At 73.6% G+C, this 13,250-nt stretch carries 9 protein-coding genes; 3 read left to right on the top strand and 6 right to left on the bottom strand.

All coding sequences use genetic code 11. The annotated features are described in order from the left end of the window. Positions 1-39 precede the first annotated feature (39 nt). The 4 genes from Pen02_RS18725 to Pen02_RS18710 form a co-directional block, all read right to left on the bottom strand. Positions 40-3,246 carry an FtsX-like permease family protein gene (locus Pen02_RS18725; RefSeq protein WP_203867376.1) on the bottom strand — a complete coding sequence of 1,069 codons (3,207 nt, stop codon included), beginning with the start codon at positions 3,244-3,246 and terminating at the stop codon, positions 40-42. A gap of 318 nt (positions 3,247-3,564) precedes the next feature. After that, positions 3,565-3,813 carry a hypothetical protein gene (locus tag Pen02_RS18720; protein ID WP_203867375.1) on the bottom strand — a complete coding sequence of 83 codons (249 nt, stop codon included), beginning with the start codon at positions 3,811-3,813 and terminating at the stop codon, positions 3,565-3,567. A 249-nt stretch (positions 3,814-4,062) separates the two neighbouring features. Next, the gene (locus Pen02_RS18715; RefSeq protein ID WP_203867374.1) at positions 4,063-4,692 is read right to left on the bottom strand and encodes a hypothetical protein; all 630 of its coding nucleotides are present in this window, start codon (positions 4,690-4,692) and stop codon (positions 4,063-4,065) included. Positions 4,693-4,884: 192 nt separating this feature from the next. Continuing rightward, positions 4,885-6,249, bottom strand: coding sequence for an ABC transporter substrate-binding protein (locus Pen02_RS18710; protein ID WP_203867373.1), 1,365 nt, complete (start codon positions 6,247-6,249; stop codon positions 4,885-4,887). A gap of 169 nt (positions 6,250-6,418) precedes the next feature. On the opposite strand from Pen02_RS18710, the gene Pen02_RS18705 reads away from it, so the two are divergent. The 3 genes from Pen02_RS18705 (at position 6,419) to Pen02_RS18695 (ending at position 10,340) form a co-directional block, all read left to right on the top strand. Then, positions 6,419-6,808, top strand: a complete 390-nt coding sequence (locus tag Pen02_RS18705) for a hypothetical protein (protein ID WP_203867372.1) — start codon at positions 6,419-6,421, stop codon at positions 6,806-6,808. Positions 6,809-6,893: 85 nt separating this feature from the next. After that, positions 6,894-7,607 (top strand): DUF2786 domain-containing protein, encoded by a 714-nt coding sequence (locus Pen02_RS18700; RefSeq protein WP_203867371.1) that lies wholly within the window; start codon positions 6,894-6,896, stop codon positions 7,605-7,607. 546 nt (positions 7,608-8,153) lie between these two features. Then, the gene (locus tag Pen02_RS18695; protein ID WP_203867370.1) at positions 8,154-10,340 is read left to right on the top strand and encodes an FUSC family protein; all 2,187 of its coding nucleotides are present in this window, start codon (positions 8,154-8,156) and stop codon (positions 10,338-10,340) included. Between the two features lie 20 nt (positions 10,341-10,360). On the opposite strand, the gene Pen02_RS18690 is transcribed toward Pen02_RS18695, so the two are convergent. Then, a complete protein-coding gene (locus Pen02_RS18690) occupies positions 10,361-10,882 on the bottom strand; it encodes an SRPBCC family protein (RefSeq protein ID WP_203867369.1) in 522 nt (173 codons plus the stop codon). A gap of 79 nt (positions 10,883-10,961) precedes the next feature. Beyond that, positions 10,962-13,121, bottom strand: a complete 2,160-nt coding sequence (locus Pen02_RS18685; RefSeq protein ID WP_203867368.1) for an MMPL family transporter — start codon at positions 13,119-13,121, stop codon at positions 10,962-10,964. Positions 13,122-13,250 lie beyond the last annotated feature (129 nt).

Raw genomic sequence — 13,250 nt, 5'->3', positions numbered from 1 at the left:
AACCCGGGTCCATCGGTCCGGTGCTGCCTGCTCCCCGGGTCACCGGTCCTCTCCGATCCGGAGCTGGGCGGCGGCCAGCCGTTGCCGCATGGTGGCGGCGGTCAGCCCGCTCAACCCCAGCGCCAGCAGCAGCAGTACGGCGGCGGTCCCGGTGGCCGGCAGCCAGGCGACGTCCAGCAGCGGCGCCGGTACCGGCCGTTCCGCCGACGGGGTGAGGATGACCAGTGGTGCCATGGTCGCCGCCACCCCGATCCCCACACCGAGCCCGACCAGCACGCCGATGCCGGCGAGGAACGCCTGCTCGACCAGGAGCGACCGGGCCAGCAGCCGGGGGCCGGCGCCCAGGGTGTGCAGCACGGCCAACTCGGTGACCCGACGTCGGGCGGTGGCCCGGACGTCCACGGTGATGCCGACCGCCGCCAGCAGGATCGCGCCGAGTGCGGCGGCGAAGAGGGCGGCCCGGGCGCCGACGCCGTACGGGTCGGTGCCGGCGCGGCTGGCCACCTCCACCCGGTCGGCGACCTGGAGTCCGCCGAGCGCGGCGGCTGCCCGGGCCACCTCGGCGTGCTGGTCGGGTCGGGTCGCCAGCCACCACTCCTCGGGTGCACCGACGATGCCCCGCTCGTGGAAGAGCGCGGTACTCAGCGAGGGCAGGTCGACCAGCAGCGCGGCGGACTCCGGCACCCCGGGTACGGCGGCGAGCGTACCGGTGATCCGGACGTCGACGGCGCCGCCGCCCAGCACCAGTACGGTCTGCTCGCCGACGCCCAGCCGCAGCGCCGCCAGCGCCTCCGGAGTGGCCACCACCGGCACCTCGTCCCGCTCGGGCGACACGGCGACGGCGAACGACACCGGCGAGTTGAAGCCCCACGTCCCCGCCCGCTCCGGCAGGGTGTACCGGCTGGTCAGCCCGTTCGGGCCGGCCGACGCGGCAGTGGTGTTGCCGGAGCGTTCCACCACCTGCCAGCCCCCGACGTCGGCGAGTCCCACCGCCGTACCGGTGCCGTCGGCCGGGGCGGCGCGCAGGTCGGTGAGCCGCCAGTCGACGACGTACCCGGACGGTCCCAGGGTGTCCACCGCGAAGCCGGCCAGTTTCGGCGCGGCCGGGCTCTCCGGCAGCGCCACGCTGAACCGCAGCGGTTCGCCGTCGTAGCTCGCGCCGAGCGGCACCCGGAGGTGTCCGCCGTGCGGCTCGGTGAAGACCGCCGTGGTCCGTACCGGGTTGCGGGCCGAGCCGCCGGTGCCGGTGGTGGTGATCTGGCCGGTGAGCCGGCGGGTGCCGTCGGGCAGCGCCACCACCGGGGCGGTGACCCGGCTGTCGGTCATCCCGGCGAAGAGTCCGGCGGCGTCGCCGTCGACCAGGTCGTCCCGGAGCCGTACCACCCGTTCGGCGTCGGCGACGTCCAGCGCGACCATGCCGGCCGGCAGGGCGTCGGTGCCGAGCCGTGGACTGTCCCGCCAGGCCGGCAGCACCAGTTCCGCGCCGGACAACTCGGCGAGCTGGCCGGTCCGGGCCGGCGGCGCCACCCCGCTCGCCTCGACCAGCCGCAGGTCGGCGCCGACCTGGTGGTCGGCCTGGTCGGTCAGGGACCGCTCCGAGGTGGCGGCCAGGCACCAGGCGAGGGTGCCGACGGCCACCGCCAGGGCGAGCAGCAGCACCGGGCCGGCGTGCGGCCGGCGGCCGGCCTGCCACATCCCGAGCATGGTGCCGGTCCAGGACCTCCGGTCGACGTACCGCTCGGCGAGGCGGGCCATCGGCGGCAGCCCGCGCAGTGCGAGTACGGCACCGGCCAGTACGCCGATCGTCGGGGTCGCGGCCAGCAGCGGGTCGATGCCGAGGGCGCCGTCCGAGCGGGACCCGGCCAGCGGTGAGGAGTACTGCCGCAGTTGCAGCCAGCCCAGCACCGCCAGGGCGACCAGCGCCACGTCCAGGCCGGCCCGCTGCGCGACGGTACGCCGGCTGGGCCGGGACCGGCTGGCCATCTCGCCGACGTAACTGCCGCCACGGCGCAACGCCGGCCCGAGCATCGCCAGCGCACAGCCGGCCGCCGCCAGTGCGGCGATCAGCCAGGCCCGGGTGTCGAGCCGGGGACTCAGGTGCAGCGCGGCGGCGGCCAGCAGCGGCGTACGGTCGGCCAGCCGGACCAGTTCGGTGGCGAGTACCGGCGCGATCGCTACCGCCGGCAGCACGACCAGCAGCGCCTCCCGGGTGGCCAGCCCGGCGAGCTGGCCGCGCCCGGCGCCCCGGGCCCGGAGCAGGGCCGCCTCGCCCCGGCGCTGCTCGGTGAGGAGCAGGGCCACCAGCAGCAGCGCGTACCCGCCGAGGACCACCACCAGCAGCATCGGGGTGACCAGGGCCGACCGGCCGACCAGACCGGCCCGGTCCAGTCGTTGCACGAGCTGGTCGAGCTTCGTGGTGACCAGGCCGGAACTGCCGAGCCCGGTGTCGGCGGGCAGGCTGGCGGCGGTCCGCCCGGCGGCCTCGCCCAACCGGCCCAGCGAGGCGGTGGTCGCCCCGGCCAGATCGGGCTCGACCAGCCAGCCGGCGGAGGCGTTGGCGATGAAGTGGTCGAGGAAGTCGGCCCGGTCGACGACCAGCGGCCCGTACGTGGCCGATCCGGTCGCCACTCCGTCGGCCACCTCGGGCACCAGCCGCCAGTACGGCTGCCGGCTGTCGCGCGGTTGCCAGATGCCGGAGACGGTCACCCGGGTGATCCGGTTGGTGACCCGGTCGGTGATCGGGATCTCGTCGCCGACCCGGGCGCCCAGGATGCCCGCCACCGGTTCGGCGATCGCGGTCTGCACCTGCCGCGCACCGGGGTCCGGCCACTCGCCGTCGGTCAGTCGCGCGTACTCGGGCAGATCGTCGAGGAAGACCACCCGGGCGAAGACCAGGCCCTGCGAGTCCGGTACGGCGTTGCCGGTGTTCCCGGAGAACTGCCGTCCGGCGGCGTACCCCGCCCCGGCGATGTCGACCGGCACCCCGCCCAACCCGTCGGCGACCCGGGCCCGTACGGCGTCGTCCCGCTCGGCGAGGCCCTCCCGGGTGCCGCCGGCGGTGCCGCGTACCAGGATCGACCGCTCCTCCTGGGAGGCCGACGCGACGGCACGCTCGGTGCCGGAGTCGACCACCTCCCGGCTGTAGCTGGCGAGGCCGGTGAGCAGGGCGGTGGCGATCAGAGTCGCCCCGGTCGCCGCAAGGAGCAGACTCTTCGCTCCCCGGGCACGCCGAAACACCAGCCTCATCGTTGTGCGTCTCCCCCATGGGCGAGGCGGGCGACGTCGGTCGTCGCCCCTCATGGCTGCGAAGCGCCCGAGGGTCGGCGAAAGGTTGGCGGAGGAGGCGGTGATTTCTCGGACAGGAGGACTTCGTGACCTGATCATGACGAAATCGAGATCGACTCGTTGCCGGTCAGCCCTGGCCCCGACCCTGGCCGCAGCCGGTCCCGACCGGCACCACGCCTGCTGCCCGGCCCGAGAAGCGCCGTGGCGGCGGTTCCCCGGTTCCGTCGTACCCGGGAAACCGCCGCCACGGCGTCTGCTGGTGTGGCGCGGGAGGCGCCGTCAGACGACCGGGGGGTGTCCGCCGTCCCCGTCCACCACCTCGTCCGGCTTGCCGTCCTCGTCGGCGTCGACCATGGTGATGTCGACCTTGCCGTCGCCGTCGGTGTCGAACTGGAAAAGGTCCGCCTTGCCGTCGCCGTCGGTGTCCACCACCCAGACGTCCGTCTTGCCGTCCTGGTTGGTGTCCGCCCGGAGCAGTTCGATCCGTTCGTCACCGCGGGTGTCGACGATCTCCTGCGACTCGCTCATCTGTTGCCCTTCCGTCAGCTTGAAGTTCTGGCCACGCCGGAACCCTCGATCTGCGTGCCGCCCGGACACCCACGAGAACTCTCCGGACACGATTACCCGACTGTGCCACCTCGAACTACCCCGGTGGGGCCCCGGCCATGCCGGCAGGGGCGGGGCACGGCGGCGTCCGGCAGGCCACGACCAAGCTGAACGGACCCGGCGGCGCGAACCGCCGAGGGGTACGCACCCGGCGGGCCGTACCGCCGGCAATCAGTTCGTCGCGTACGGGTTGGTCTCCCGGTCCTGGTAGTTGACCTGGTCGACGGTGCCGTCGTGGTCGGTGTCCACCATCAGTCGGTCGGCGCGGCCGTCCTCGTCGGGATCGACCCGGATCTCGTCCGGCCGCCCGTTGTAGTCGGTGTCCGTCATCCAGGTGTCCGGCCGGCCGTCGAAGTCGGCATCCGCGACCACCCGGTCCACCACGCCGTCCCGGTTCGTGTCGGTGACCACCGAGTCGACCCGGCCGTCCCCGTCGTTGTCCTCCAGCACCTGGTCCAGCTGACCGTCCAGATCGGAGTCCCGCTCGACGCTGTCCAGCCGGCCGTCCCAGTCGGTGTCCTGGTAGCGCACGTCGGCCACCCGGTCGCCGTTGACGTCGAACTCGAGCAGCTCGGCGTAGCCGTCGCCGTCGAGGTCGGTGGCCACCTCGGTGACGCCGCCCGCGTAGTGGGTCACCACGGAGGTGACCTGTGGGGGCTCCTCGACGTCCAGCGCGCCCAGCGAGAGCGGGTCCGACACGAGGTCCGTCGCCGGCCCGAAGCCCTGCTGGTCGTCGACCACGGGCAGTTCCTGCTCCGGAAGCGTGTCGCCCAGCAGGCTGGAATCACCGTCGTAGCTCATGTCGTACCTCCCCGGTCTCCGGTGACCGGCAGGACCGCCGGACACAGGGGTAACGCTAGGCCGACCGTCCCGTCCGGTGACTCCCGGAAACGTGCCACTCCGACGCGGTGTGGCGCGCCTACGCCGCTTCCGGGGCGGGGTGACACGCCCACGCCGCTGCCGGGGTGGGCGTGGTGCGATGAGCGGCCGGGGTTACTGCGGCTGGATGTTCACGCCGGCCTCGGCGAGCGCCTCGATGACCCTCGCCGACTCGCCGAAGCCGATGACCAGGATCGCATCGGCGCCGAACTGCTTGATCTCCTGCGCGCCGCCGCTGAAGTCGACCGGCGGCGCGTCCGGGGTGGCCGGCGGGTCGTAGGTGAACAGGCGTACCTGGCCGGAGCCGTGCCCGGTCCGCTCCAGCTCGGCCCGGACGTTGCCCTGGAGGCCCTCGCCGTACGAGTCCTTCCGGGCGATCAGGGCGATCCGGCTCGGCCCGTCCCGCAGGATCATGTCGGCGAGCGCCCGACCCTGGAGGATGTCCGAGGGCGCGGTACGGAAGTAGAGGCCCTGGTCGTCGATGGTGGTGAGCCCCGCGTCGGTGTTGCTCGGCGAGAAGAGCACCAGCCCGGCGGCCATCACGTCCGGCAGTACCGCCCGGGAGATGCCGGAGGCACCGGCCCCGATGATGACGTGTACTCCCGCGTTGACGTGCTGCGCCACGGTCGCCTTCGCGGTGGCCGGGTTGGTGCCGTCGTCGCCGTCGACCCAGACCACCGGCTCGCCGAGTACGCCCTGGGCGGCGTTGATCTCGTCGACCGCCAGCGCCACGGCCGCCGCCATCGGCGGATAGGCGAGTGCCAGGTCACCGGTACGCGGCAGCAGGCCGCCGAGCTTCAGCGGGGCGCCGCTGCGCTCCATGACCGCCTTCGTCTGCCGCTTGCCGGCCGGCGGCTTCTTCACGCTGGCCGTGGACTCGTCTCCGGCGCCGAGGAACTCGGTCTTGCCGTTGTCGAGCTGCTCGTCGGTGCCGAAGTGCAGGGTGCCGTAGCTCGCCGTGGAGGGCTCGCCGACGTCGGTGAAGCCGCCCCGGTTGAGCGAGACGCCCCGGTAGACGAGGTCGGTGCCGGCCCGGGCCAGTTGCAGACAGGCGGCGATCGAGTCGCAGCGTTCCCCGCCGGTGGTGACCCCGATGATCTGGCTGGCGATCTGGGCCGGATCGGTGGAACCGGCGAGCTGTGCCGCGATCGCGCTGATCGCGACGGCGTCGTACGACTCGGCGGCGTAGAGGAAGTCGGAGAGCCGGGGATCCTTCGTCGACAGCCGGTTCTTGAAGTCCTCGGAGAGCGGGGTGAGCGGTGTGGTGCCCTTCATGCCCTTGAGCAGGCCGGTTTTCTGGTCGAACTCCGCCTTGAAGGAGTTCTGCATGTTGCCGTCCGTGCCGTACAGGCGGACCTGGGCCGGCTGGGTGGCCTGCTCGGCCGCGCCGTCACCGTCCGAACCGCAGCCGGCCAGCAGCAGCGCCGCGCAGGCGGCAGCGGACAGAGCGGCGCGGCGGGAACCGCGTGATGCGAGCATGGGTCGTCCTTCCTCCCCGGAGATCCGTTGCGCAGATTAGCGCGCCTGCCGTCGGCGCGCGCCCGCGGCCGACCGCCAATCGCGGATCGACCAGCGGTATCGTCCTGGATAGGACGCACTCGGGCGGTTTGTCGGACGCGGCTTGACCCGGCGGCATACCCTTCCGCACGTGACGGACGTTCCGCAGGAGACGCTGGATGACGCCACCGCGGTGCTCACCTCCGCGCTGGCCGGTGACAGCGACGGCGTGGTCGGCACGTTCGACGCGGTGGTCGACCGGTGCGGCGTCGCCGGGGCGTACGAGGTGGCCTGGTGCCTCGCCGCCACCATGGTCGGCGACGGGGTGCCGATGGGCGCCTGGACGCTCGACTTCCCCGGCATCGACGAGGCGGGTTACGACGCCCGCTGGGTGGCCCGGTTCGTCAGCGCGTACGCCAACGCCGACGGCGACACGGGTGCCGCGCTCTTCGGGGCCGCGCTCGCGGACGGGCAGTTGCCGGACTGCCTGCTCACCCTCGCCGGGTCGGCCGTCGCCACGCTGCGACACCGGGCCGGATAGATCTCTCATCGACGCCCATCTTTGCATGTTGCACGGCCGGTCTGTCCAGGGGGCATCCGTCCGACCGGTGTGATAGCTCTGGTGCATGTCCGACGCGATGCTCAGCAAGGTCCGCAAGTTGCTGGCCAAGGCGGAGGACCCGGCCTGTACGCCGGCCGAGGCCGAGGCGTTCACCGCCAAGGCGACCGAGTTGATCGCGCGGTACGGGGTGGACCGGGCCCTCCTCGCCGCCCGCGATCCGGGCACCGACCCGGTCGGCGACCGGACCGTCGACATCCCCGCCCCGTACGCCCTGGACAAGGCGGGCCTGCTCGCCGGGGTCGCCGACGCGTTGCGCTGCCGGTCGGTACGGCGCCGTGGCGGCACCGGTTTCGTCATGCACCTGTTCGGCTTCGCCAGCGACCTGGAACGGGTGGAACTGCTCTTCACCTCCCTGCTGGTGCAGGCGGCGCACGGGATCTCGGTCGCGCCGGTGCCGCAGGGCGACCATCCGGCGGCGTTCCGCCGGTCCTGGCTGGCCGGGTTCGGCGTGGCGGTCGCCGGGCGGCTGCGCCAGGCCGAGGCGGCAGCCGCCGCGACGACCCCGCCGGGCTCGGCGCCGTCGGTGGCGCTGGTCCTCGCCGACCGCTCGGACCGGGTGGCCCGGCGTCTCGCCGAGGCGTACCCACGACTGCGGACGGCGGCACCCCGTCGGCTGCTCGGCGGCGGCCTGGAACAGGGCGCGGCGGCCGGCCGCCGCGCCGATCTCGGCGGTACGGAACTGCGCGCCGGTCGATCCAACCCGCTCCCGTCGACCTGACCGGCGGTCCCGCTCGCGGCAATTCCGGATCCTCGGCGGAAGCGAACGCATCCGCCTGCTGAAAATCGTTCGGCAACGCTCGATGATTCCGATCGAATTTCCCCATCCGGGCCCGGCTGGCATAAACCTCTACACCACCCGCCGGGCGGCGCCGGCCGACAGCACACCTGGCTGAGCTGTGAACACGCGCCCTCCAAGGCACGCACCGGCCCGAGCGGAACCGGACAGCGGACCGAATACCGCCCGCGCAGCCGACGCCATTCCGCACCCCTCTTCCGCCGGACCCCGGAAGCGCTGCCGGCGTACGCGCTCCCGGCCCGAGAAACCGCGTCTCCGGCCCGCCCAGAATCGCGATTGAAAGAAGTCCCTCCACCACGCGCCCCGTGACCCGAACCCGTCCGCCGGCCGGGATAAAGCGTCAACGGGGCGACGACCGAGGTGAGAAGGTGAGGGCGGGCGGCCACGGGGGCCGCGTTACGGCGCTGCCCACAGCTTCGTCGGCGTTCCGCCCGGCGGTCGGTCCGGTGGGAGCGGCGGAGGGCACCCATGACCAGGATCGGCGTCGCGGAGTGGCTGCGTCGGCGGGACCCGGGTTACCGGGTGCTCCGTCGGGGCGTCCGACTGGCACTGGTCGCCGCCGCCGGCCTATTCGGCGGCAGGTACGCCCTGGACAACCCGCTGCTGGGCCTCTACACACTGTTCACGGCGATCGCCACCGGGTTCATCTCGCAGGTGCCCGGCGGCCCCATCCAGCGGGCCCGTACGCTGCTCGCCGCACTGCCGGTCGCCTGGGCCCTGGTCACCGTCGGGACGCTGCTCGCGGTCGACATCTGGGTGGCGACGGCCGGGATGCTGGTGGTGGGATTCGTCATCCCGTTCTCCGCAGTCGCCGGACCACGGATCCTCGGCCTCGCCACCGGGCTGCAACTCTTCTACATCGCGGCGTCGTTCCCGCCGTACCAGCCGGACACCCTGCCGTCCCGGCTGGGCGGGGTGACCCTGGGCGTGGGGCTGCTGATCATCGCCGAGCTGCTGCTCTGGCCAGATCCGACGCCACCGACCTACCGGCAGCGGCTGGGTGGGGCGGCCGGCTCGGTGGCCCGGTATCTCGACCTGCTGGCCGGGCTGCCCGGCGGCGGGCCCGTCGACCGGGCCGAACTCGCCCGTCGGAGGGCCGAGGCGGCCAAGGCGATGGACGGGGTGTGGCTGGCCAGGCTGCCGCCGACCCAGCGGCCGGCCTCGGCGGGACGGCGGGACCGGGCGCTGCGGCACGGCGACCGGCTGCTCCGCCAGGTGCTCGACCACGTACACCGGCTCGGCGACCGGCTCGGCGAGGTCCGCGACGACGAACTGGCCGGTCTGCTACGCCAGGCGGCCGGGATCGTGCACGATGCCGGCCGGACGCTGCGCGGTGCGGCAGAGCCGGTCGAGACGACCCGGTTGACCGAGTTGGAGGGTCGGATCCGGGACCTCTACGACCGGCCGCCGGGTTTTCCCCGCCCCGAGTCGGGACCGGCACGACTCCGGATCGAGGCGGTCAGCCTGCGAGCCGCCGACCACGCCCACGCGTTCGGCGTCGTGGCCCGGATCGTCGCCGGGCTGCCACCGCCGGCCCGGTCGCCGGGCGGGCCGGGGCTGGACGAGTTCTGGTACGCCCACCACTCCCCGGTACTGCTCTACTGGCACCAGTTCCGGTTCCACCTCACCACCCGCTCGGTCTACTTCCAGGGGGCGGTACGCGTCTCCCTGGCCCTGGGCGCCGCCCGGGTGATCGCCGGGTTCTTGCACCTCAACCACGGATTCTGGGTGCTGCTGGCGATCCTCACCCTGCTGCGTACCTCCGCCGTCGACACCCGCAGCGCGCTGCGCCCGGTGTTGCTGGGCACGCTGCTCGGTGCCGCCGTCGGCAGCCTGCTGCTGTTCGGTGCGGGCGAGGTGCCGACGGTACTGCTGGTGGCCCTGCCGGTGGCCATGGTGCTGACCTTCGCGACCGGGCCGCTGCTGCCACAGCTCTGGGGGCAGGCGCTGTTCACCGTGCTGTTCGTGATGGTCTTCGCCCAGGCCGGGCCGCCGAGCCTACAGATCGCCGGGGTACGGCTGCTCGACGTCACGATCGGTGCCGTGGTCGGGGTACTGGCCGGCCTGCTGCTCTGGCCGAAGGGCGGCGGTGGTGAACTGCGCCGGTCCATCGCCCGCTATCTGTCGGTGAGCGCCGCCGCGGCCGAGGAGGTGACCCGGACCATGGCCGGCCGGCCCTCCCGGCAGGACGCGGTCGGGGCGGCCCGGCAGGCGTGGACGCTGGCCGAGGCGTCGTTCCTGCAGTACCAGATGGAGCGGGACGATCCCCGGTTGCCGCCGGTCAACTGGCAGGCCGCGCTCGCCGCCGGTCAGCACCTGCATCTCGGTGCGGTGTCCCGGCTGCGTCGTGGCGCGCACGCCCGGCTGACCCGGGTCGAGGACGCCGCCGGCCCGCTCGACGACCTCGCCGGCCGGGTACGGCGCCGCTACACCGACCTCGCCCAGCAGTTGTCCGCCGGCCGGCTCGACCGTCGGGTGGCCCCGCCACGGCCACCGGAGGACTTCGGCGATCGGGTACGCGGCGTGCTGGCGGCGGGCGAGTCCCGGGCCGCCGCACTCAACCTGGTCGACGTGGAGGTGTGGCTGAGCGGTGCCGCAGCCGACCTGGACCGGATCCAGCCGAAGCAGCCGGAGCCGTCGGCGGCGTGCGGGTAGTCCGGTGTGGCGCAGCGGCGTCAGTCCTGGCCGCTTGTCTCCTCGACGGCGGCGGCGTACCGGGAGAGCAGTTCGTACCAGCCGGCGGTGAGCGCCTCCCGGTAGCCCTCGGCGGCCTCTCCGTGCCGGTCGAAGTTCCGGTGTTCCACCTCGACCAGGGTGCTGCCGTCGGCCTGCGGAGCGAACCGGGCCTCCACCTCGCTGCTCTGCGCCGGATCCGGCACCGGGGCCCGGTCCGGGCCGATCTGCCAGTTGAAGACCAGCCGGCGGGGCGGCTGCCAGTCCAGCACCCGTCCCCAGTCGGCGCGGAACCCGTGCGGGCCGATCTCGTACAACATGCCGCCGCTGCCGGGCTCGATGCCGATCTTCGCCAGTTTCTGCGGGCCGGACCAGGTGTATTCCTTCACCCACCAGTCGGCGAGGCGCTCGGTGAAGACGGCGAAGGCCCGGTCGGCCGGGCCCGGGACACGGAGGCTGCTGCGTACGGAGTACGTGCTGGTGTCCTGCTGGATGTCGGAGGCGTTCGTAGTCTCCTGTCCCATACGCCGGGACCATACCGCCTGCTGTTGAGCTGTGCAGCTTTGCAGCGGCGGGCGGTCGATCCCTGCGCCGAGCGGTAGATCATCGATGGCTCGACGACGCCGGAGCCGGCTTTCCGTCGATGCCCGAACCGTCCTTCGGGCTCGTCTCCGGTGCCGCGCGGAGCAGCCGGCGGAGCGGGGTCGGCAGCCACCAGTTCGCCCGGTCGAGCAGGGTGACCAGGGCCGGCGCCAGCACACCGCGTACCAGCACCGCGTCGATGGCGATGCCGAGGGCGAGGGCGGTGGCGAGGATCCGTACCTCCACGGTCGGCACGGTGGAGAGCGCGACGAAGGCGAAGAAGAGGATCAGGCTCGCCGAGGTGACCAGCCGCCCGGTGTACGAGATCCCGTCCACCACCGCCCGCTCGGTGCTGTGGTGCCGGTCGTACTCCTCGCGCATCCGGGCCAGGATGAACAGCTCGTAGTCCATCGACAGTCCGAAGAGGAAGGCGAAGACCGCGATCGGCACCCAGGCGGTGATCGCCCCGCTCGGCTCGGCGTCGAAAAGGAGTTCGGTCAGCCAGCCGTGCTGCCAGATCAGCACCGTGACACCGTACGCCGCGCCGATCGACACCACGTTGAGCAGCAGCGCCTTGACCGGCAGCAGCAGCGAGCGTAGCGCCCGGGCCAACAGCAGCAGGGTCACCACCACGATCGCGGCCAACGCCAGCGGGGTGTTGGCGTACAGGGCCGAGACGAGGTCGGCGTCCTCGGCCGCGCTGCCACCGACCCGGGTACCCGGCAGTTCGGCCACCGCCGTCCGGATCCGTTCGACGGTGGCCTCCCCGTCCGGGCTGGCCGGATCGTCGGCCGTCCACACCTGCACCAGCGCGGTGCCGGCGACCCGCCAGCCGGGGCCGCCCGGCGCGAGCACGGTCGCCACCCCGGGCAGCTCACGCAGCCGTTCACGGACGGCCTCGGGATCGTCGGCCAGCACCTCGACCGGGCGCAGCGCACCGGCCGGCACCCCGGCGGCGGCCAGCCCGGCGTACGCCCGGCCGGCCCGGTCGTCGGTCGGATAGGAGTCGACGGCCGGGGAGCCGAGCCGCAGGGTCAGCACCGGCGCCGCCAACGCCAGCAGCAGCACGGTCGCCCCGGCGGCGGCGAGTCCCGGCCGGCGGGTCGTCGCGGCGGCGATCCGCGCCCAGCGGGGACTGCGCGGATCCCGGGGCGTACGACGCGGCCACTCCAGCCGGGGGCCGAACCGGGCCAGCAGCACCGGCAGCAGAGTCGTGGTCACCGCCACGCTGAGCAGCGGGATCAGCAGCCCGGCGTACCCGATGCCGCGCATGAACGGCACCGGCACCGCGATCAGGGCGGCCAGCGAGACCGCCACCGTCACCCCGCTGACCACCACCGAACGGCCGGCGGTACGCATCGCGGTGCGTACCGCGTCGAGGTTGTCGGTGCCGTGCGCCCGCTCCTCCCGCCAGCGCATCACGATCAGCAGCGCGTAGTCGATGGCGACGCCCAGGCCGATCAACGCGACGAGATACTGCGTCACGAACGAGACCTCGGTGACCGTGGTGAGGCCGAGCAGGCAGAGGAACGAGGTCAGGATCGACACGGTCGCCACCAGCAGCGGCACCCCGGCCAGCAGCGAGGCGAAGACCAGGGCCAGCACCACGAGCGCGCCGCCGGCCCCGAGCAACACCTCGATGAGTACGCTCCGGTCGCCTCCGCCGCCCGCCTCCCGCAACGCCTCGACCCCGGTGACCTGCGGCGCCGCCCCGCCCACCGTTGCGCCGGCGGTGATCCCGTCCAGCACCGGTAACGCCTGGGCGTACGGGTCCGGGCCGGGCACCGGCCGGGGGTAGACGAGCGCGAACGTGGTCCGCCCGCCGTCCGGCCGCAGCGCCGGGTCGTCGACGTCCGGGTACGCCAACACCCGCGCACCGGGCAGCCCGGCGGCGACCCGCCCGACGAGCCCGGTGAACTCCGCCCGCACCTGCGGCTCGGTCACCGACCGGCCGGGCGGGAGCGTGACGGCGAGTACCAGTGGATCGTGCGGCCCGCCGGTGCCGAAGCGTTCCAGGATCTCCTGGTTGGCCTGGTACGCCGGCTGGTCCGGCAGCGCGAAGTCGAAACTCAGCGCGTCGACGGTACGCCCGGCCAGCGCGCCGCCCGCTCCGGTGAGGACGAGCCAGAACAGCACCACCGCCGTACGGTGCCGGAGCACCCACTCCGTCCAGCCGCCCATGCCGCTCCTCCCGATGACCGCGCGGTCCGCTCACCCGCCCGGGACATGTGCAGTACCCCGGACGATCGTCGGTCAGACCGGCGGCCCAGCACTAGCATCGACCGCAACGCTGTCCCAGCGGGTTGACCG

The sequence above is a fragment of the Plantactinospora endophytica genome (genome assembly GCF_016862915.1).
Lineage (GTDB): Bacteria > Actinomycetota > Actinomycetes > Mycobacteriales > Micromonosporaceae > Plantactinospora > Plantactinospora endophytica.
The sequence above is the reverse complement of the archived record's forward strand: the minus strand, read 5'-3'. Positions and strand labels throughout refer to the sequence as shown.